At 66.3% G+C, this 20,915-nt stretch carries 16 protein-coding genes and 1 pseudogene; 8 read left to right on the top strand and 9 right to left on the bottom strand.

The features are described 5' to 3' along the window. Positions 1-89: 89 nt before the first annotated feature. Positions 90-332, top strand: a pseudogene (locus ACWDTF_RS04880) (integrase core domain-containing protein); the annotation flags it as partial. A gap of 307 nt (positions 333-639) precedes the next feature. Here the strand turns inward: ACWDTF_RS04880 and ACWDTF_RS04875 are convergent. The 8 genes from ACWDTF_RS04875 to ACWDTF_RS04840 all read right to left on the bottom strand — a co-directional run bounded on the left by ACWDTF_RS04875 (position 640) and on the right by ACWDTF_RS04840 (position 9,346). Then, a complete protein-coding gene (locus ACWDTF_RS04875) occupies positions 640-1,701 on the bottom strand; it encodes a ferrochelatase (protein WP_355279719.1) in 1,062 nt (353 codons plus the stop codon). An 86-nt stretch (positions 1,702-1,787) separates the two neighbouring features. Beyond that, positions 1,788-2,627: an NADH-dependent enoyl-ACP reductase InhA gene (gene inhA, locus ACWDTF_RS04870; protein ID WP_240858014.1), complete on the bottom strand. Its 840-nt coding sequence runs from the start codon at positions 2,625-2,627 to the stop codon at positions 1,788-1,790. A gap of 69 nt (positions 2,628-2,696) precedes the next feature. Next, positions 2,697-3,437, bottom strand: coding sequence for a 3-oxoacyl-ACP reductase FabG1 (fabG1, locus tag ACWDTF_RS04865; protein WP_240858019.1), 741 nt, complete (start codon positions 3,435-3,437; stop codon positions 2,697-2,699). Positions 3,438-3,494: 57 nt separating this feature from the next. Beyond that, entirely contained in the window at positions 3,495-4,463 is a 969-nt protein-coding gene (locus ACWDTF_RS04860; protein ID WP_240858637.1) for a VWA domain-containing protein, read from the bottom strand. Between the two features lie 5 nt (positions 4,464-4,468). Continuing rightward, complete coding sequence (locus ACWDTF_RS04855) at positions 4,469-5,407, bottom strand: DUF58 domain-containing protein (protein ID WP_240858021.1); 939 nt, start codon at positions 5,405-5,407, stop codon at positions 4,469-4,471. Further along, entirely contained in the window at positions 5,397-6,599 is a 1,203-nt protein-coding gene (locus ACWDTF_RS04850) for an AAA family ATPase (RefSeq protein ID WP_449754012.1), read from the bottom strand. The genes ACWDTF_RS04855 and ACWDTF_RS04850 overlap by 11 nt, the downstream gene beginning before the upstream one ends. A 278-nt stretch (positions 6,600-6,877) precedes the next feature. Then, positions 6,878-8,383 (bottom strand): NlpC/P60 family protein, encoded by a 1,506-nt coding sequence (locus ACWDTF_RS04845; protein ID WP_240858032.1) that lies wholly within the window; start codon positions 8,381-8,383, stop codon positions 6,878-6,880. A 372-nt stretch (positions 8,384-8,755) separates the two neighbouring features. Continuing rightward, positions 8,756-9,346 carry an Rv1476 family membrane protein gene (locus ACWDTF_RS04840; RefSeq protein WP_240858034.1) on the bottom strand — a complete coding sequence of 197 codons (591 nt, stop codon included), beginning with the start codon at positions 9,344-9,346 and terminating at the stop codon, positions 8,756-8,758. 421 nt (positions 9,347-9,767) lie between these two features. Between ACWDTF_RS04840 and acnA the strand changes: the two genes are divergently transcribed. The 5 genes from acnA (at position 9,768) to ACWDTF_RS04815 (ending at position 17,284) form a co-directional block, all read left to right on the top strand. Continuing rightward, positions 9,768-12,560 carry an aconitate hydratase AcnA gene (acnA, locus tag ACWDTF_RS04835; protein WP_355276257.1) on the top strand — a complete coding sequence of 931 codons (2,793 nt, stop codon included), beginning with the start codon at positions 9,768-9,770 and terminating at the stop codon, positions 12,558-12,560. Between the two features lie 45 nt (positions 12,561-12,605). Then, positions 12,606-13,205 (top strand): TetR/AcrR family transcriptional regulator, encoded by a 600-nt coding sequence (locus tag ACWDTF_RS04830; RefSeq protein ID WP_240858036.1) that lies wholly within the window; start codon positions 12,606-12,608, stop codon positions 13,203-13,205. Between the two features lie 45 nt (positions 13,206-13,250). Next, on the top strand, positions 13,251-14,879 hold the full coding sequence (locus ACWDTF_RS04825; RefSeq protein WP_355276245.1) for a GMC oxidoreductase: 1,629 nt from the start codon (positions 13,251-13,253) through the stop codon (positions 14,877-14,879). Between the two features lie 96 nt (positions 14,880-14,975). After that, the gene (locus ACWDTF_RS04820; protein ID WP_240858042.1) at positions 14,976-16,526 is read left to right on the top strand and encodes an acyl-CoA synthetase; all 1,551 of its coding nucleotides are present in this window, start codon (positions 14,976-14,978) and stop codon (positions 16,524-16,526) included. 20 nt (positions 16,527-16,546) lie between these two features. Next, positions 16,547-17,284 carry a UPF0158 family protein gene (locus tag ACWDTF_RS04815; protein WP_355276242.1) on the top strand — a complete coding sequence of 246 codons (738 nt, stop codon included), beginning with the start codon at positions 16,547-16,549 and terminating at the stop codon, positions 17,282-17,284. On the opposite strand, the gene ACWDTF_RS04810 is transcribed toward ACWDTF_RS04815, so the two are convergent. After that, a complete protein-coding gene (locus ACWDTF_RS04810; RefSeq protein WP_240858046.1) occupies positions 17,285-18,913 on the bottom strand; it encodes an ABC-F family ATP-binding cassette domain-containing protein in 1,629 nt (542 codons plus the stop codon). An 87-nt stretch (positions 18,914-19,000) separates the two neighbouring features. Between ACWDTF_RS04810 and ACWDTF_RS04805 the strand changes: the two genes are divergently transcribed. Next, the gene (locus tag ACWDTF_RS04805; RefSeq protein WP_240858048.1) at positions 19,001-19,795 is read left to right on the top strand and encodes an SDR family oxidoreductase; all 795 of its coding nucleotides are present in this window, start codon (positions 19,001-19,003) and stop codon (positions 19,793-19,795) included. 22 nt (positions 19,796-19,817) lie between these two features. Beyond that, positions 19,818-20,915, top strand: a complete 1,098-nt coding sequence (locus tag ACWDTF_RS04800; RefSeq protein ID WP_449754011.1) for a lycopene cyclase family protein — start codon at positions 19,818-19,820, stop codon at positions 20,913-20,915.

Below are 20,915 nucleotides of genomic sequence, written 5' to 3'. Positions count from 1 at the left end.
ACGACGAACAACTCCGACGGCAACGCCGCAAACCAGATCGACAATGAACCATCGGCCGATCGTTGCCGCAGGCTCGACCACGATTAGCCGGTCAAAGTTACGACAACGCCCTGGCCGAGTCGGTGAACTCCGACTACAAGAACGAACTCGTCGACAACCAGCCGCGATTTCACGGTGCGACCGAACTGTCACTGGGCACCGCTGAATGGGTGGCGTTCTACAACCGGGAGCGGCCTCACAGCTACTGCGACGACCTCACTCCCGACCACGCTGAGCAACTCCACTACGCTCACATGCGCACCCTCAATCCGGAGGAGGCACTCACAACCTGAGCTCTCCGGAAATGCCGGGATGGATCACAAAGACCGTCAGCGCTTCCGAAGGTCTCTGACCACAAACGAGGTCCCCGACCCAACGCAGTCCTTGGAACCGGGAACATCGTCGTCGTCGAGCGAATTAACCGCGATCCGCCGCCACAAAAGTAGGGGAAGAAGCTTCTTCCCCTACCCTTGGTGTCCTCCCCCAGAAAATTCTCGCGGACGACTATGAACCCCGGGGAAGAAGTTCTTCCCCTAGATTTTGCGGGCGGGCTGCCAGTACATTTGCCCAGGTCACCGACCTGGTCACCAACTCTTCAGATCAGGGAGCGGTGGGACGGCCGCTTCTCGCCGGTCGAGCGGGTGGCGCGCAGCATTCGGGACGGCACAGGCTTCCGTTGTCGCCGCAGCCGAAGGCGTCGGTGTCGCCACCACCGTCGGCGTATCGGTCGACCATGTCGATGATCATGTCGACGAAGCGGGGGTCGGTGCCCACGGTGTCGGCACGGGCGTAGCCCATGCCCAGCTCGGCCGCGAGCTCCGCAGCCTCGTTGTCGAGATCCCAAATAACTTCGAGATGATCGGAGATGAAGCCGATCGGATACACAATGACCTGCGTGACACCTTGTGCGGCAAGATCTTCCAGGTGGTCGCAAATGTCGGGTTCCAGCCACGGAACCTGCGGTGGGCCCGACCGTGATTGCCACACCTGATCGAATTCGTCGTAGCCGAGCCGCTCGGCGACGGCGGTCGCCGAGGCCAGCACCTGTCGCGAGTACAAGCCAGAGTCGTCGGGGGGTCCCGACGATCGGTCGGCGGACATCGGCACCGAATGCGCGGTGAACACCAGTCGCGGACGGGTCGTCGCGTCAGGTAACGACGCCGCCGCACGTCGGACAGCGTCAGCACCGGCGTCGAGGAAGGCCGGCTCCGCCCAATATTGCGGCAGCTTTCGTAGGACGACGCCGGAATCGCTTGCGGTACTGGTCGGTTCGAGTCGTGCCAGCGACCGCAGCGCGCGATCGATGTCCTCGTGATACTGCCGGCATCCCGAATACCCACCCCACGCTGAGGTCGGGAACACCAGAATCCGCCGGTGCCCCGCGCGGTACATCTCGGCGAGCGTGTCCTCGGCCATCGGTGTCCAGTTTCGGTTCCCGAACCACACCGGCAGATCGCGGCCACGCGCAGCAAGACCAGCGCGCAATGCGTCGATCATGTCGAGGTTGAGCCGATTGATCGGCGAAACACCGCCGAAGTGCTGGTAGTGCTTCGCCACCGCCTCGAGCCGATCCCGTGGTACTCCCCGACCCCGAGTCACGTTCTCCAGGAACGGCATCACGTCGTCCGGACCGTCGGGGCCACCGAAGGACAGGAACAGCACGGAGTCGAACCCGGCGGTGACTCGCTCGTCTGCATCGAGCGTGTCTGCGCCGACCCCTTCTGCGCCTCGTCCGTTCGTCACGTTGTTCACACCTGGTCGGCGAAACCCTCTGGGAACCAAAGGTTGTGGCTTGCACCGCCGTCGACGTAGACGATCGACCCCGTGGTGCCCGGCAGCCAATCCGACAGCAACGCGCAGATCGACTTGGCCACGACAGTCGGGTCGTCGATGTCCCAACCGATCGGCGAAGCCCCGTCCCAGTAGGTGTTGAGCATGTTCAGCTGCTTGGCATCATCGGTGGCGGTGCCGGCAATCGCCTTGGCCGCCAGCGTCTTGATCGGGCCGGCCGCGACGAGGTTCGAGCGAATGTTCTTGGCCTCGCCCACTTCCCGCGCCACGTAGCGATTGACCGACTCCAGAGCAGCCTTCGCGACGCTCATCCAGTTGTAGTACGGCATCGCACGGCGCGGATCGAAGTCCATCCCGACGATCGACCCGCCCTCATTCATCACCGGCAGCATTGCCTGTGCCAGTGAGGCATAGCTCCACGCCGACACCTCGAACGCCTTCGCTGCGTCGGGCCCCGGCCCCTCGAGAAATGGCACCATGTCCGGCCCCAACAGGGTCTTCGGCGCGAAAGCGATGGAATGCAGCACCCCATCGACACCCTCAGGGGCGTGTTCGCGGACCCGATCGGCCAGAGTCGACAGACCCTCGGGGTCGGTGACGTCGAGTCCGATCGCCGGCGGCACCTCCTGCGGGAGTCGCTTGGCGATGCGGTCGATGAGGCGCAGTCGCTCGGGGATGCCGGTGATGATGACCTTGGCGCCCTGCTCCTGCGCCATGGCGGCGGCATGGAAGGCGATCGACGCGTCGGTGATGATGCCCGTGATGAGGACGGTCTTGCCGTCCAGGATTCCGGTCACTGCAGTGCTCCTGATCAGGTTGGGGGTGTCGTACTGCGAGATTTGCTGGAGGTCTTGGCTGGGGTCCGCTCAGTTGCCCATGCCCATGCCGCCGTCGACCGGGATCACGGCGCCGGTGATGTAGCCACCGTCGTCGGAGGCCAGGAAACTCACCGCGGCGGCCACGTCTTCCGGCTTTCCGGTGCGGCCCAGCGGAATAGCCTGCTTGGCCATCTCGATATAGCGGTCTTCCATGGCGGCGGTCATGTCGGTGTCGATGAAGCCCGGTGCCACGACGTTGGCGGTGATGTTGCGGGACCCGATCTCACGCGCGATCGACCGCGCCATTCCGATCAGACCCGCCTTGGACGCCGCGTAGTTGACCTGCCCGGGGATGCCCGACATCGCGACCACCGACCCGAGGAAGATCATGCGCCCCCACTTCGCGCGCTGCATGCCCTTGGTGGCGCGCTTCGCGCAACGGAAGGCGCCGGTGAGGTTGGCGTCGATGACCTTCTCGAACGACTCCTCGGACAACCGCATCAACAGCATGTTGTCGGTGATGCCGGCGTTGGCGACCAGCACCTCCACCGGACCCTGATGGGCTTCCACCTCCTTGAAGGCACGGTCGAGCGACTCGGAGTCGGTGACGTCGCACTGCACGCCGAACAGTCCTTCGGGTGCGCCGGATCCGCGGTGGGTGACCGCGACCTTGTGCCCGTCGGCAGCGAGGCGACGGGCGACCGCGAGCCCGATCCCGCGATTGCCTCCGGTCACCAAGACCGACCGCGACGGCCGCTGATCGGACTGAGCTTCGTTGCTTGCTGTCATAGATGTCAACCTATCGGGGTCGGGTTCGAGTCCTCGCTGCGGGTATGCGCCCGACGGTCAGGGCAGACGCCGGTTGATGGCGAGGGCCGCGAACGCAGACGCCAGCGCGAACAACGTACCGGCGATGAGCCATGGACGGTAATTGTCGCCGCGTCGTGTCTCGTAGCCGATCTCGCTCTGGAGCTTCTCGTAGACCCGGTTCAGCTCGTCGAGCGACTGCGCGGTGAAGAAGTTGCCACCACTCAGGTTCGCGATCTGCTTGAGCGAGGGGTCGTCGACCGGCACGGGCACCCGGTCACCGTCGAGTTCCACGGTGCCGTACGAGGTTCCGAACGAGATCGTGGAAACTGGCACCCCCTCTTCCTTCGCCTTTCGGGCCGCCGTGAATGCGCCGCGCGGGTCGGTGGGCTCGTCGGGCACGGTCTGCTTGCCGTCGGACAACAAGACGATGTGGGCCGGTGGCGCCGCCTCCGGACCGCCGAGTACCGCATTGAGTGTGCGGATCTGGTCGAGCGCGGCGAAGATGCCTTCGCCGGTCGCGGTCTTGTCGGCCAACACCAGTTTGTCGACCGCCTTCTTGGTCGCGGTGTGGTCGGGCGTCGGCGACACCAAGGTCGAGGGGGTCCCGGCGAAGGAGATGAGACCGAGATTGATGCCCTCGGTCAGATCGTCGGCGAACTTCTTGGCGGCCTCCTGGGCCGCCCGGATACGCGACGGCGCGACGTCGGTGGCGTTCATCGAGCGCGACACGTCCATGACGAGCACCACGGTGGCCTTGTTGCGCGGTACCTGCCGATCGGCCTGCGGACCCGCCATCGCAACGGTCAGCAGGATCAGCGCAACCAGCAGCAGGGCGATCGGAACATGCCGCAGCCGGTTGTGCTGCGGCGGTGAAACCTGGTCGAGCACTTCGAGGTTGGCGAAGGTGAACGCCCGTTTGCGACGCAACCGCTGAACGTAGAAGTAGGTGACCGCGAGGACGACGACAGCCAGCAGCAACAAGAGCCACCACGGGCTCGAGAAGATCCTGCTCATCCCACCCCCGCAGCCAGACCGCGCCGGCGCTGAGCGACGAACTTGATGGTGTCGGTCATCCAGTCGCGGTCGGTGCGCAACGTCAGCACCGGCCCGCCGCAACTACGGATCGTCCGATGCACCTTCTGTTGATGGGCCCGGGCGGCCGCGGCGAAGTCGGCGCGCAGCTTGTCGTTGATCGTCACCTCGCGGATCTCGCCGGACTCGGCGTCGGCCAGGGTCACCTCGCCGACGGCGGGCAGTTCGAGATCGCGTTGGTCGAGCACCTCGACGGCCAACAACTCGTGGTGAGCCGCGATCGCGCGCAGTGACCGCTCCCAGTCGATCGGACCCAGGAAGTCACTGATCACCACGGCGAGCCCCCGACGACGTTGTGGGCGCCGAAGCGCCTCGATCCCGCCCTTGAGGTCGCCGCGCACACCCGGCGCGCTGCGTCGAGTGGTGGCGATCGCCTTCAGCAGCGTCTGTGCGTGCGCGCGACCGCTGCGCGCCGGGATCCTGACGATGTCGTCACCGGTGACAACCAGCGCGCCGTGCCGGTTGCCGCCCTCGGTGGTCAGGTGGACGATCGCGGCGGCCGCTGCGACGGCAAGGTCGCGTTTGGTGCAGTTCGTCGTGCCGAAATCCAGACTCGCCGATGCGTCGACCACCAGCCAGGTCTCCAGCTCACGGTCGGCGATCATCTGCCGGACGTGCGGTTGAGTGGTCCGCGCGGTCACCGACCATTCCATCCGGCGGATGTCGTCGCCGGGCTGATACTCGCGTGCCTCACCCGGTTCGGAGCCCGGACCGGGGATCAGGCCGAGGTGCTCGCCCTGCAGCACACCGTCGAGCTTGCGGCGCACCGTCAGTTCGAGCGTGCGCAACGCAGCCGTCAGTTGGGGTTCCTCGAGCAGTCCAGCACCGAGGTTGGGCAGATCCTTGTTAGCCGCCATACCGCGCTGTCGTCTGGTTCACCTGTGCGGGATTGACCGGGCCGGGAGCACCCTGCGGGGCCGGCGCGGGGTATCCGTTGCCTGCGGGTACCTGCGCACCCGCACCGACTGTGGGCGCTCCGGCCGGATACGACGCCGCGGGCACCTGCTGCGCACCGACCTGCGGCAGTCCGACGGTCTGCAGCACCCGGTTGATGACCTGATCGGCGTCGATCTCGTCCGCGAGCGCGTCGTAGCTGAGCACCAAGCGGTGCCGCAGCACGTCGGGCATGATCTCGACGATGTCCTGGGGCACGACGTAATCGCGCCCGCGGACGAGTGCCAGCGCACGGGCGGCCGCGACGATGCCCAGCGTCGCACGCGGGGACGCACCGTAGGAGAGCCAGGCCGCGACGTCGGTGAGTCCGAGTTCGGCCGGCCGTCGGGTCGCGTTGATCACCCGCACCACGTAGTCGACGAGGGCGTGGTGGACGAACACGTTCGCGGCGGTCTTCTGCAGCCGCAGCATGGCGGCCGGATCGAGCACCTGCGACGCAGTGGGCGGCACGTTGCCCATCCGGTAGACGATCTCGCGTTCTTCCTCGACCGACGGATAGTCGACCAGGATCTTGAACAGGAAGCGGTCGCGCTGCGCTTCCGGTAGCGGATAGACGCCTTCGTTCTCGATCGGGTTCTGGGTGGCCATCACCAGGAACGGGTCGGGCATCGGGTACGTGGTGCCACCGATCGACACGTGCCGCTCGGCCATCACCTCGAGGAGCGCCGACTGCACCTTGGCGGGAGCGCGGTTGATCTCGTCGGCGAGCAGGAAGTTCGCGACCACGGGTCCGAGTTCGGTGTCGAACTCCTCGCGTCCCTGCCGGTAGATCCGGGTGCCGATCAGGTCGGTGGGCACGAGGTCGGGAGTGAACTGGACGCGGGAGAACGAGCCGCCGACCACGGTGGCAAAGGTCTCCACCGCCAGCGTCTTGGCGACGCCGGGGACGCCCTCGAGGAGGATGTGGCCGCGCGCGAGCAATCCGACCAGAATGCGCTCGACGAGCTGATCCTGTCCGACGATGACGCGCTTTACCTCGTAGATCGCTCGTTCGAGCAATTTGACGTCGGCGTCGGTCAGCACCGTCTCGCCGGCAGCGGATGCTGAACCGCTCTTGTCCAGCGAGGTCTCGCGTTGGGGGTGCGATGAGGTCAACCCGTGCTCCTGTCCGTACCGGTCTGGTCCGTGCCGGTGGGACCGTCGTCCGACGGGTACCCCCACCCGCGGGCATGCTGCCCGATGTCCGTGACACCAGCCGCCCCGTTCATCGGGAATCGACTCACGTCACACGTGTGCATGCCAGCCTAGCCGCGTCAACTGAAAACGGGCCAAGAAGGGTGGGCGCGCCGTCCGATGGTCGATCGATTGATCGTCGATCAACCGTGCGCCGGGAGACGTCCGACCCAGAGGATGTCCAACGCACAGAGTCCGACTCAGAGGAGCCGCACGACGTTGGGCATCGCACCGTCGGTCCGCAGCGGCGACACCTTGACCACGTCACCGGACTGCGGGGCCTCCACCATCTTGTTGTCGCCGAGGTAGAGCGCGACGTGCTGGCTGGCGTTGGGGCCGTAGAAGATCATGTCGCCGCGTCGTATCTGTGACAGCGGCACCTGCGGACCGGACGTGTACTGATAGCCGGTGTAGTGCGGTAGCTCGATGCCGACGCCCGCGAACGCGTAGATCATCAGGCCCGAGCAGTCGAACCCTGTCTTGTTGTAGTCGCCGAAGCTGTCGGCGACACCGCCGTCACGAATGCCCTGGGTCGGGCCGTTCGCGTTGCCGCCGCCCCACGCGTAGGGGACGTTGAGCTGCGAGAGCGCGCGATTCACCACGAGTTCGACGGCCTGCGGACCGCGCAGGCCCGGGCGGACCTGGCCGTTGCCCGACGAACTGCCGAACAGCGATCCCAGACTGCCCGATCCGAGGCGCGCGATCAGCGAGTTCCCGCTGCTGCCCGTCATGTCCGAGCCGCCGATACCGAGTTCGTTGAGCAACTGGGATTGCGGGAGTTGCTGTTGGCCGACGATGGCCGCGAGTGCCTTCTGCCCGAGGTCGAGCGCCAGCCTGGCGGCTGCTTCCGCCGCGACGGCCAGGGCCTGGTTGTCTCCCGCTGCCGGTGTGGCGCTCGGGCCTGCCGGCCGGCCCGGCATGGGCGGGAACAGGTTGGACAGCAATTCGGCGGCCGACGGGCCGGCGGCCACCTTGCGCGGCTGCACTCCCCGCAACCGGTCGAGGCGGGCCTGGGTGTTGTCGCGCTGCTGGATCAAGGTGGTTCGACGCTGACGTTCGGTGCTGAGAGCGCTGCGTGCCTGGTTGAACGCACCGAGCGCGTCGGTCCGGCGCTGTGCGGCGCTCGTTGCCGCGAAGGCCGCCTGACGTTTCGTCGCCTCGGCGGCCGCGACGCGGTTCGCCTGCTGATTGCGGGCCACCTGAAGGCGGCGGATGGTGCCCTGATGCTGCTCGCTGATCTGATCGAGCAACGTCATCCGGTCGAGTATCGACTGCGGGTCGGGCGATGACGCGTAGTTGGCCATCGAGCCCTGTTCGCCGCCCTGACGATAGGCCTGCCGGACAAAGTGGTCGAACTCGCGCTGAGCGGCGACCACTGCGCGGCCCGAGTCGCGCAGCGCACGCTGGGCGCCTTGCGCGGCGACTGTGGCCAGCCGCTGAGCGGCCACCGAGTTCTGGTAGTCGACGAGCGACCGATTCACGAACTCTTGCCGCACGGCGAGCGCGTCGTCGAGGTCGGCAATGTTCTGGTTCACCTGCGCGAGCTGATTGATGAGTCCCGACACCGGAGATGCCGGGCGGCTCGCACCGGGCGCCCCCATCGCGCCACCGACGCCGACGACCCCTAGCAGACCTGCGGCCATCAGTGCCCCCAGGCGCGCCGGCCACGACGCCCGGTGGCCCGCACCGGTTGTACCTCGCGTCACTGAGAACTCCTTGCCGATCTGTTCGGGATGAGCCATCCCGCACTCGTTCGTTGCCGGATGCGAACCATCCCCCGCCACGGTGGTCATCTACTGCACCATGCAGCACATGAGACCCTGAAAGCGACTTCTGCATCACATGTGACATCAGAACCGTACGTCACATCAGACACATCGGAAAAGCGCAATCGTGAATTACATTCACGTGATTACCTGCGAAAATGCCGTGAACTGGCCAAAAGGGCCACCCGACCGGAAGGTCTCAACTTCGCAACACTCAGCGACGGTCGGACAGGTGCACGCGTTACGCGTCGGACGCATGCGGTAGGGGCGCAGCGTCCATCTCGGCCACCACAACAGAAACCTGAACTGTGGTCAGCGACCGTCGGCAGTTCCCAAGGTCTCGGACTCCAATGCGTTCGAAACCACGTCGTCGTTGCGCCGCCGACGAAGGGTCTTCAGCCTGCCGAGAACCGCACCGACGCCGACCACGACGATCAGCACCAACGTGATGATCGTCCAATCCAGGGTCGGGGCAGTCATCTGGTCGACCATCTGCCCGGCAGCGGCTGCGGGCTGGCGAAGATCGAGGTTGTTGGTGGCCTGTTCTTGGACAAACCGACTGAACTCGGGCGAGGTACTGCCGACGGAGTTGGGACCGAGGACGATCACCGTGCCGCCGACCTCCGGTTGCAGCGTGGTCGCGATGTCGCGGTAGATCGTGTAGGTGGGCTGCTGCGTCTTCACCACGACGAGACTGATGTCGTGGCCGTTGGCCTTCGCATCGGCCACGACCTTGCGCAGAGCAGCCACCTGATCGGGATTGTCGGGCGCGGCCACGTGGTCGTCGCGGATGTCGGTGGCCAGTTGACCCATGTCGACGCCGGTGAGTCCTGGGATCGTCGGCGCATCGTTGCTTCCGGCCTCGGTTCCCGGCGAACCGGGCACCTGCGGATCGGGACTCATCGGGGGTTCCTCACGTCAACGTTTCGCCGCCATTAAATTCACGCGGACACTTCTCTCCTCGCCAAACCTAGTCAAGCACCGTACGACAGAATGAAGTGGGCTGGCGCATTCCGCTCGAAGTACTCGGGGCGGGCGTGTCGATGGGGCGTGTCGTGTCGCAACAACTTGTTAGCAGTACGCTCGTACTGTTAACATGGATGTATCGCCGCGGTGCCCTCCGCGGCCACTCGTCTCGACGGAATGCCGACGCGTCCCGGGGACGAGTGACACCGGCGCAGCCCGTCGGTGATGGTCAGTGTCGACGAACGGGCGGCGTTCGCCGACGAGATCGAGCGGGTGGCTCATCCCTGAACCACCCGCACAGTTCGAGCACCGCCGGCGCAGCCCGTCGGCACCAGAGGAGAGTGGATCAGACGTGAGTATCAATTCGTTCGACGCCCGCGGGACCCTCGAGGTCGGCGACCAGAGTTACGAGATCTTCCGGCTCAATGCCGTCAAGGGAACCGAAAAACTCCCCTATTCATTGAAGGTCCTCGCCGAGAACCTGTTGCGCACCGAAGACGGCGCGAACATCACCACCGAACACATCGAGGCAATCGCCAACTGGGATCCCACGGCTGAGCCGGACATCGAGATCCAGTTCACGCCGGCGCGTGTGATCATGCAGGACTTCACCGGTGTCCCCTGCGTGGTCGACCTGGCCACCATGCGTGAGGCCGTCGGCCGCCTCGGTGGCGACCCGACCAAGGTCAACCCGCTGGCCCCGGCCGAACTGGTCATCGACCACTCGGTCATCCTCGACGTCTTCGGCCGCGCCGACGCCTTCGAGCGCAACGTCGAACTCGAGTACGAGCGCAACGGCGAGCGCTACCAATTCCTGCGTTGGGGCCAGACCGCCTTCGACGACTTCAAGGTCGTCCCCCCGGGCACCGGCATCGTGCACCAGGTGAACATCGAGCACTTGGCGCGCTCGATCATGGTGCGTAACGGCCAGGCCTACCCCGACACCTGCGTCGGCACCGACTCGCACACCACGATGGAGAACGGCCTCGGCGTCCTGGGCTGGGGCGTCGGCGGTATCGAGGCCGAGGCCGCGATGCTCGGCCAGCCGATCTCGATGCTCATCCCGCGCGTGGTCGGCTTCAAGCTGACCGGACAGATCAGCCCCGGCGTGACCGCCACCGACGTGGTCCTCACCGTCACCGAGATGCTGCGCAAGCACGGCGTCGTCGGCAAGTTCGTCGAGTTCTACGGCGAAGGTGTGGCCGAGGTCCCCCTTGCCAACCGCGCCACGCTGGGCAACATGAGCCCCGAATTCGGTTCCACCGCAGCGATGTTCCCGATCGACGAGGAGACCGTCAACTACCTGCGCCTCACCGGCCGTCCCGACGAGCAACTCGCGCTCGTCGAGGCCTACGCCAAGGAACAGGGCATGTGGCACGACCCCGAGCGCGAGCCGGTCTTCTCCGAATACCTCGAACTCGACCTCGGTTCGGTTGTTCCGTCGATCGCCGGACCGAAGCGTCCGCAGGACCGCATCGAACTGTCCGACGCCAAGACCGCGTTCCGCAAGGACATCCACAACTACGTGGAAGAGGGCAACACCCCGCAGCACACCAACGTCGACGAGGCCGTGGAGGAGTCCTTCCCGGCATCGGATCCGGCCACGCTGTCCTTCGCCGAGGAGGACGCCGTGGTGGTGCATTCGGCCGCCAACGGCGCAGAGGGCCGTCCGACGAAGCCGATCAAGGTGCTCGACGAAGAACGCGGCGAGTTCATCCTCGACCACGGCGCCGTGGTGGTCGCAGGCATCACCTCCTGCACCAACACCTCCAACCCGTCGGTCATGCTGGGCGCGGCCCTGCTGGCCAAGAAGGCCGTCGAGAAGGGCCTGTCGAGCAAGCCGTGGGTGAAGACCAACATGGCGCCGGGCTCGCAGGTGGTCAACGACTACTACGAGAAGGCCGGCGTGTGGCCCTACCTGGAGAAGCTGGGCTTCTTCCTCGGTGGCTACGGCTGTACCACCTGCATCGGTAACACCGGACCGCTGCCCGAGGCCATCTCCAAGGCCATCAACGACAACGACCTCACCGCCACCGCGGTGCTGTCGGGCAACCGCAACTTCGAGGGTCGCATCTCCCCCGACGTCAAGATGAACTATCTCGCCTCGCCGCCGCTGGTCATCGCGTACGCCATCGCGGGAACGATGGACTTCGACTTCGAGACCGACCCGCTGGGCAAGGACACCGAGGGCAACGACGTCTTCCTCAAGGACATCTGGCCGACGGCGAAGGAGATCGAGGAGGTCATCGCCGGTTCTATCAACCAGGAGATGTTCGCCGACTCCTACAAGGACGTCTTCGCCGGAGACGAGCGCTGGCAGAGCCTGCCGACGCCGGAGGGCAAGACCTTCGACTGGGACGACGACTCGACCTACGTCGCGAAGGCGCCGTACTTCGACGACATGGATCTGGAGCCCTCGCCGGTGTCCGACATCAAAGGCGCGCGCGTGATGGCGGTGCTGGGCGATTCGGTCACCACCGACCACATCTCCCCCGCCGGTCCGATCAAGCCGGGCACCCCGGCGGCGCAGTACCTCGATTCCAAGGGTGTGGCCCGCAAGGACTACAACTCGCTGGGTTCGCGGCGTGGCAACCACGAGGTGATGATCCGCGGCACCTTCGCCAACATCCGTCTGCAGAACCGTCTGCTCGACGGTGTGACCGGCGGCTACACCCGCGACTTCACCCAGGAGGGCGGCCCGCAGTCGTTCATCTACGACGCCTGCCAGAACTACAAGGAGGCCGGCACACCGCTGGTCGTGCTCGGTGGCAAGGAGTACGGATCGGGCTCGTCGCGTGACTGGGCGGCCAAGGGCACGATGCTGCTCGGCGTGAAGGCCGTCATCGTCGAGTCCTTCGAGCGCATCCACCGCTCGAACCTGATCGGCATGGGTGTGATCCCGCTGCAGTTCCCGGACGGCGAGTCCTACTCGTCGCTGGGTCTCGACGGCACCGAGGTGTTCGACATCAGCGGCATCGAGGAACTCAACGACGGTAAGACGCCGAAGACCGTGCACGTCACCGCGACCAAGGAGGACGGCTCGGTCATCGAGTTCGACGCCAAGGTTCGCATCGACACCCCCGGCGAGGCCGATTACTACCGCAACGGAGGCATCCTGCAGTACGTGCTGCGCAACATGATCAAGAGCTGATCATGATGTCGGTGATCAGGCGATCGACGATCCGGGGAGAAGTCGGTGCCCAAGGTCAGCGATGATCGTCTGGCCGCGCGTCGTCGGGAGATTCTCGACGGCGCGCGGCACTGCTTCGCCGAGTACGGCTACGACGGTGCGACAGTGAAGCGCATCGAAGAGTCGACCGGGATGTCACGCGGCGCGATCTTCCATCACTTCCGGGACAAAGAGGCGCTCTTTCTCGCCCTGGCGCGCGAGGACGCCGAGCGGATGGCCGACGTCGCAGCCGAACAGGGACTCGTGCAGGTCATGCGTGACATGCTCGCCCGCCCACAGGATTTCGACTGGCTGGGTACCCGCCTGGAGATCGCCCGCAAACTCCGGACCGACGCAGCCTTCCGGGATGCGTGGACTGCGCACTCCCTCGACCTGGAAAAGGCGACCCTCGACCGACTCGAACGCGGTCGCGAAGCCGGGCGGCTGCGCGAGGACGTCCCCACCGACGTGCTGCTGGACTACCTCGACCTCGTCCTCGACGGACTCATCACCCGGCTCGCGTCGGGACGTCCCACCGATGATCTGCACGCGGTTCTCGACCTGGTCGAGGAGTCGGTGCGCGCACCGCGTTCGGCGACCTACGACCAGGCGGCGGCGCGTACCTGAGCGTTCTCAGCAAACCTTCAGGTAGGGTACCCTAAGTTAGCTGTCGTGGACGCACCCGATCGGCCTGAACACTTCCTGCTCACACGGCGCTCGCTGCTCAAAGGAGCTGCCGCTGCGGGCGCAATCACCGCCGCCACGGCAGCTATCGGACGCGGAGCCGGCGCCACGGCCGCCGCCGAACGCGGCACCGCGATCGTCATCGGCAGCGGATTCGGCGGTGCCGTCGCGGCACTTCGCCTTGGACAGGCAGGCTTTCGGACAACGGTATTCGAACGCGGACGACGCTGGCCGATTCGTCCAGACGGCAACACCTTTGCCACTTTCGATCGGCCCGACCGCCGAGCCGCCTGGTTCTCCGACACCGCAGGCATCTCCAGCTCGTTGCAGGTCCCGGTCGAGCGTTACCCGGGCGTCCTGGATGCGATCAAGGGCAACGGCATCGAGTCCGTCTACGGCGCGGGCGTGGGCGGCGGATCTCTTGTGTTCGGCGCCTTTTCGGCTCAGCCCGACAAACCCGATTTCGAGATGCTGTTCCCCGGCGGCACCGACTACGACGGTCTCGCGCGGACCTACTATCCGCGCGCTCGGCGCATGCTCAACGCGACACCGCTGCCACCGGACATCCTCGCCCACCCCAACTACGTCGGCGCCCGATCGTGGTTGCGGACGGTCGCACGTTACGGAGTCCGGCCGAGCTTCATCGACTACTCCATCAACTGGGACCTCGTCCGCAAGGAACTCTCCGGGCGCGTCCGGCCAGGCGTCAGCATCGGCGACCTCTCCTACGGCGTGAACAGCGGGGCCAAGAACTCGGTCGACCACAACTACCTGCCGGCCGCCGAGGCCACGGGCAACGTCACCATCAAGCCGATGCACGAGGTCTTCGAGATCCGACCACGCAGCCGCCGACGGGGATTCGTCGTGCGGGCCCGGGTGATCGACGACAAGCACCGCACGCTCCGGATCGTCACCGCCGAGGCCGACCACCTGTTCCTCGCGGCCGGCTCGTATCACACGACGTCGTTGCTGGTCCGCGCCCGCGCGCACGGAACCCTGCCCCGACTGTCGCCGAGGATCGGTGACGGGTTCGGCGGCAACGGCGACTTCCTCATCGTGCGGACCGCACTGCGCGAGCAGTACGGTCCGATCCAGGGCGGACCCGGCTACAGCCGGCTTCGGGAGGACCGCCTGCCCGGCGGCCCCGCAGCGATCGTCTACCAGGCGAGTCCTTTCCCGTCTCCCCTCGGTGGCACCGCAACCACACATCTCATTCAGGTACACACCGACGAACGCGGCACCATCGACTACGACCACGCCACCAGGGGCACCCAGCTCAACTATCCGTATCCCGAGGGAACGAGCGTCCTCGATCGGCGCGGGGCCGCGTTCGCCCAGCACTTCCACGAACGCACCGAAACCCGATACGGCTTCCCGCAGAACGGCATTCCGCTGTACTCGCGCAGTTTCGGATTCGGTTCCGGTAGTACCTTCCACGGGCTGGGTGGCGTCGTCATCGGGCAAGCGGCCACAGCCGACGGCGGGGTCAAGGGCTACGACGACCTCTATGTGGTCGACGGTTCGTTCTGCCCCGGCGCCGTCGGGCTCGTCAACCCGTCCCTCACGATCACCGCACTCGCCGAGCGCACGATGGATCGTTTCCTCGCCCGACACTGACGTTGGCGGCGCGTCAGGTACTGTGATGCCGAGCACGTCCGAGCGCTCGCTCGGCTGCCATCACATGCATTCCTGACCTGCAGAGGAGAGACTGCCGTGTTTCCTGGAGTCTTCGCCAAGTCCACCCCGGACAAGCCCGCCGTGATCCGCGCCGCCACCGGAGAACAGCTCACGTACGCCGAGCTCGACCAGAACTCCACGCGCCTGGCGAATCACCTTGAGTCACTGGGACTCCGGCCGGGCGACTGCATCGCGATGGTGTCGGCGAACGACCTGCACATGTTCGAGGTGTACTGGGCCGCGCTGCGCAGCGGACTGTACGTGACGGCAATCAACCACCACCTGACCGCCGCGGAGACCAACTACATCCTCGCCGACTGCAACGCTCAGGTGCTGTTCGCCGGCGCGTCGGTGTCCGACGCCGTCGCCGACTCCGCAGAGATCGATGCGCTGAAGCGGCCCGGGCATCGACTCTCCTGGGGCGGCGAGATCCCGGGCTTCGACTCCTACGAGACTGCGCTCGCTGCTGCGTCCGACGCGTCACGCACCGATCAGCCACGCGGTACCGACATGCTCTACTCCTCGGGAACCACCGGACGGCCCAAGGGCATCAAGACGCCGATGCCGCAGGGGCAGGTCGATGAAATCCCCGACGCCTACACCGCGATCTTCGCGCCGATGTACGGCTTCGACCCGACGGCGGTCTACTTGTCCCCGGCGCCGCTGTATCACGCTGCACCGCTGCGGTATTGCGGCGTGACGAATTCGGTCGGCGGAACCGTGGTGTTCCTCGACCGCTTCGATCCGCAAGACGCACTGGCCGCGATCGAGAAGTACCACGCGACACACAGCCAGTGGGTCCCGACCATGTTCATCCGAATGCTGAAACTTCCGGCCGACATCCGCGCCAAGTACGACGTCGGCAGCTTGAAGCTGGCCGTTCACGCGGCAGCGCCGTGCCCGGTTGAGGTGAAGCAGGCGATGATCGAGTGGTGGGGTCCGGTGATCCACGAGTACTACGCATCGACCGAGGCGGCAGGCGCAACCTTCATCGGACCGCAGGAAGCGCTCGACCATCCCGGCTCGGTCGGCAAGCCGCTGCTCGGCGTCATCCACATCTGCGATGAGGACGGCAAGGAAGTGCCCACCGGAGAGGTCGGGCAGGTCTACTTCGAACGCGACGAGGTGCCGTTCCAGTACCACAACGATCCGGAGAAGACACGGAAATCTCAGCACCCCGAGCACGAGAACTGGTCCACCACAGGCGATGTCGGGTATGTCGATGCCGACGGCTACCTGTATCTGACCGACCGCAAGGCGTTCATGATCATCTCCGGCGGGGTCAACATCTACCCGCAGGAGGCAGAGAATGTTCTCATCAACCACCCGGCCGTGTTCGACGTCGCGGTGATCGGAGTGCCCGACCCCGACCTCGGCGAGGTCGCCAAGGCGTGCGTCCAGCTCGCCGACGGCCGACTACCGTCCGACGAGCTCGCCGATGAGCTGATCGCTTTCACCAAGGAATCCATCGCCGCCTACAAGGCGCCGCGTTCGGTCGACTTCGTCTCTGAATTGCCACGCACACCCACCGGTAAGCTCGTCAAAGGCGAGCTGCGGAAGCAGTACTGGCCCGCAGCGGCGGTGTAGTCACGAGCGAAGGATGGGGTATGGCCGACGAAACAGACCGGGATCACGCGCTTCGAGCGGCAACCCGCAACGACATCGGCCAAGACGTCATTGCGGTACTGCGCGCCAACCGGTGGGACGACATCCTGCAGGCAGCAGGCGAAGGACTGCTGGTCGCGCTCGCGTCGAAGACCGACGGTGCCACCGAGTTGGCCGAGCAGTGTGTCGCGGCCCTTCGGGAGCGTGAATGGTATGGCGACGACGAGCTGGCCGACCAGATCGAATCTGCGCTCGGGACAGGTGCCACGCCACTGCTGAAGGAGCTGAAAGTCGATCTCGAGATGATCTCGTCGTCACTCGAAGGCGACCCGATGCAGGGCGGGGGCCGAATCGACCTGACGGACGGAACGGTCTACCCGGACTTCATGTTCGAATCCGGCGTCGCCGACCTCGACGACATGGGAATGACCGAAGACAATCTCGAGGACCCCGACCGGTGGCTCTCCATCGACTGCGAGGGGTCACGTCAGGGCTATCGCGACATGGAGAAGTTCATCGCGTGGGAGGTCGAGGACGAACACCTCGCCGAACTGCTCGGCATGGCGATCGAGGGTCGCGGCGCTTTCCGGCGCTTCCGAGATGTGCTGCACCGCAAGGCCGACTCCCACCCGGACATGCTCACCCGCTGGAACAACTTCAGCGATGAGCGCAAGACCGGCCGTGCGCGGGAGTGGCTGGCCGGCAACGGCTATCGCCCGGCGATCGGGAACCCCTTTTGATCAGGCGAGTTCGATGAGTTCCTGGTACTCGTCCGACCAGTGATCCTCGGTGCCGTCGGGCAGCAGGATCACGCGCTGCGGGTCCAGTGCCGCGGCGGCGCCGGGGTCGTGGGTGACGAGCACGACAGCCCCGGTGTAGCTGCGCAATGCGTCGAGCACCTGTTCGCGCGAGATCGGGTCGAGGTTGTTGGTCGGCTCGTCGAGCAGCAGCACATTCGCCGCCGACGACACCAGACCGGCGAGCGTCAGACGGGTCTTCTCACCGCCGGACAGGGTGCCCGCCGGCTGATCGAGCTGAGCGCCGGAGAACATGAACGCACCCAGCAGTCCGCGCAGATCCTGCTCCCCCGCGTCGGGCGCCGCATGTCGGATGTTCTCCCACACGGAGGCCATGTCGTCGAGCGTGTCGTGCTCCTGCGCGAAATACCCGACCTTGAGGCCGTACCCCGGCTCCAGTTTGCCGGTATCCGGTTTCTCCACGCCCGCAAGAAGTTTGAGGAGCGTGGTCTTGCCCGCACCGTTGAGGCCGAGGATCACGACGCGGCTGCCCTTGTCGATCGCCAGGTCGACCCCGGTGAAGATCTCCAGCGAGCCGTAGCTCTTGGACAGCCCGGCCGCCATCAGCGGGGTCTTGCCGCACGCCGCGGGCTCCGGGAAGCGGATGCGCGCGGTACGGTCGGCCACCCGCTCGTCGTCGAGGGCGTCGAGCATCCGATCGGCGCGCTTGAGCATGTTCTGCGCCGCCGTCGCCTTGGTGGCCTTGGCACCGAGTTTGGCCGCCTGCGTGCGCAGGGCCGACGCCTTCTTCTCTGCGTTGGCCCGCTCGCGCCGACGACGCTGTTCGTCGGTGGCACGCGCGTCGAGATAGCGCTGCCACCCCATGTTGTAGACATCGGCCTCGCCGCGCACCGCGTCGAGGAACCAGACCCGGTTCACCACATCGGCGAGAAGGTCGACGTCGTGGCTGATCACCACCAGGCCGCCCTCGTGGTTCTGCAGGAACCCGCGCAGCCATGCGATCGAGTCGGCGTCGAGGTGGTTGGTCGGCTCGTCGAGCAACAGGGTGGTGTCGGATTTCCCGGAGTCGTCGGACGCCGCGAACAGGATGCGTGCCAACTCGATGCGACGACGCTGACCGCCAGACAATGTGCGTAACGGCTGGGCCAGCACCCGGTCGGGCAGGCCCAGGCTGTGGCAGATGCGCGCCGCGTCGGATTCGGCAACATACCCACCGAGGTCGGCGAACCGCTCCTCCAGACGCCCGTAACGCGCCACTGCCTTGTCACGCGCGCGATCGTCGGCGGCCTCGGCCATCTGCGCCTGCTGCTTCTCCATGTCGCGCAGGATCGCGTCCAGACCGCGCGCCGAGAGCACCCGGTCCTTGGCCAGCACGTCGAGGTCGCCCTCCTTCGGATCCTGCGGAAGGTAGCCGAGATCGCCGGACCGGCGGATCTCACCGGCGTAGGGCTCGGTCTCGCCGGCCAGGATGCGCAGAGTGGTGGTCTTGCCGGCTCCGTTACGCCCCACCAAACCGATCCGGTCGCCGGGCTGGATGCGCAGTGCGTCGCCGGGCGCCGACAGCAGGGTCCGAGCGCCCGCTCGAACTTCCAGGTCGGTCGCGGTGATCACGACGGACCAGTCTACCGGTGCATGTCAGCGGGATTTTCCACCCGGACCGCACCCGGACGTCGCGACGGGAAGGATACGGTGATCGACGTGACGCAACCCACAGCAATCCCGAGCACATCCGACCTGTCCGGCAAGTCCGCGCTGGTGACCGGCGCCAGTCGCGGCATCGGTCTGGGCATCGCCACCGAACTGGCCCGACGCGGTGCATCGGTGGTCATCACCGGCCGCAAACCCGAGCCACTTGCCGCCGCTGCCGACGAGATCCGCGCTGCGGTTCCCGAGGCCCGGGTCGTCGACTGCCCCGGCAACACCGGTGATGAAACTCACCGCACCGAAGCGGTCGCCGCGACGGTCGAACTCGGCGGGGCCATCGACATCCTGGTCAACAACACCGGGATCAACCCGCTGTTCGGTCCGCTGATGGATGCCGATCTGGGGGCCTTCCGCAAGATCTTCGACACCAACGTGGTTGCGGGTCTGGGCTTCATCCAGGAGGCGTTCCGCGCCGGCATGTCCGATCGCGGTGGCGCGGTCGTGAACATCGCCTCCGTCGCCGGTCTGCGGTCGACCGGGGTGATCGCCGCCTATGGCGCGTCCAAGGCCGCGATGATCCGCCTGACATCGGAGTTGGCCTGGGAGCTCGGCAGCAACAACATCCGCGTCAACGCGATCGCACCCGCCATCATCCGCACCCGGTTCGCCAAGGACCTGATCGCCGGCGAGAACGAAGCCCGCGCCATCAAGGGCTATCCCCTCGGCCGACTCGGCGAGACCGAGGACATCGCCCGCGCCGCCGCGTTCCTGGCCAGCGACGAAGCCGTGTGGATCACCGGCCAGACGCTGGCGGTCGACGGCGGCCTGCTCTCGACCGGCAATATGTAACCGTGGCCGACGGGACCGAGGCGTGACCGAGGCGATCGTCGTCGGGGCCGGTCCGTCGGGCCGAGCCCTGGCGCATCGGCTCTTGCGCGAGGGTGTCGCAGTGACCCTCGTGGACCCGGCACCGCATCGCGCATGGCGCGCGACCTATGCCTGCTGGACCGACGAACTGCCCCACTGGCTGCCCACGGACTCCATTGCTGCCCAAGTGAATTCGGTCGACATGCGGTCCACGGAGCGGGTGGCGGTTCGACGCGGTTACACCGTCCTCGACGTCGAAGGGCTGCAGTCGGTCCTCGACGTCTCCGACGCCCACGTCATCGTCGACCGTACCGTCGCGGTACACCCCGATCGGGTCACCCTGCGCTCAGGTGAGCACATCGTGGCAGACATCGTCGTCGATGCCCGCGGAATCACCGGTCGCGGCGCCCGACAAACCGCGTTCGGGCGGATCGTGCCACGCAGCCAAGCACTCCCCGTGCTCGACGGCGCCGAAGCCATCCTCATGGACTGGGGTGTGTTCCCGGGCCTCGACTCTCAAGCCCCACCGTCGTTCCTCTACGCCATTCCGCTCGACGACAACCGCGTCCTACTCGAGGAGACGTGCCTGGCCGGCGACCCGGCGTTGCCGCCCAGCGAGCTACGCCGACGGCTCGACGCTCGCCTGGCCCATCTGTCGTTGACCCAAATCGACGACGAGATCGTCTCCTTCGGCCTCTTCGGCGAGAGCAGCCCGTGGCGCAGCGAGGTGATGGAGTTCGGCGCACGTGGCGGGCTGATGCATCCGGCCACCGGCTACAGCGTCGCAGCGTCACTGCAAGCAGCCGAGGTGGTGGCGAAAGCGGCTGCCGCACAGAAGGACCCGAACGACGCTATCTGGTCGCTCTCGGCCCGGCAGGTCTATCGGCTGCGACGCGCGGGACTGCGATCACTTCTGTCATTCGACGCTCCCCAGACCCGACGATTCTTCGACACCTTCGCCCACCTCCCCGTCGGCCGGCAACGCGCCTATCTGTCCGAGCGCGAGAACCTTTCGGGAGTGCTGACCACGATGACGAATCTGTTCACGGCGGCGGGCAGCAGTACACGCGGGGCGATGATCCGCTCGGTGCTCGGGCGGTGA

It is taken from the genome of Gordonia sp. NPDC003422 (genome assembly GCF_053588675.1).
The sequence above is the reverse complement of the archived record's forward strand: the minus strand, read 5'-3'. Positions and strand labels throughout refer to the sequence as shown.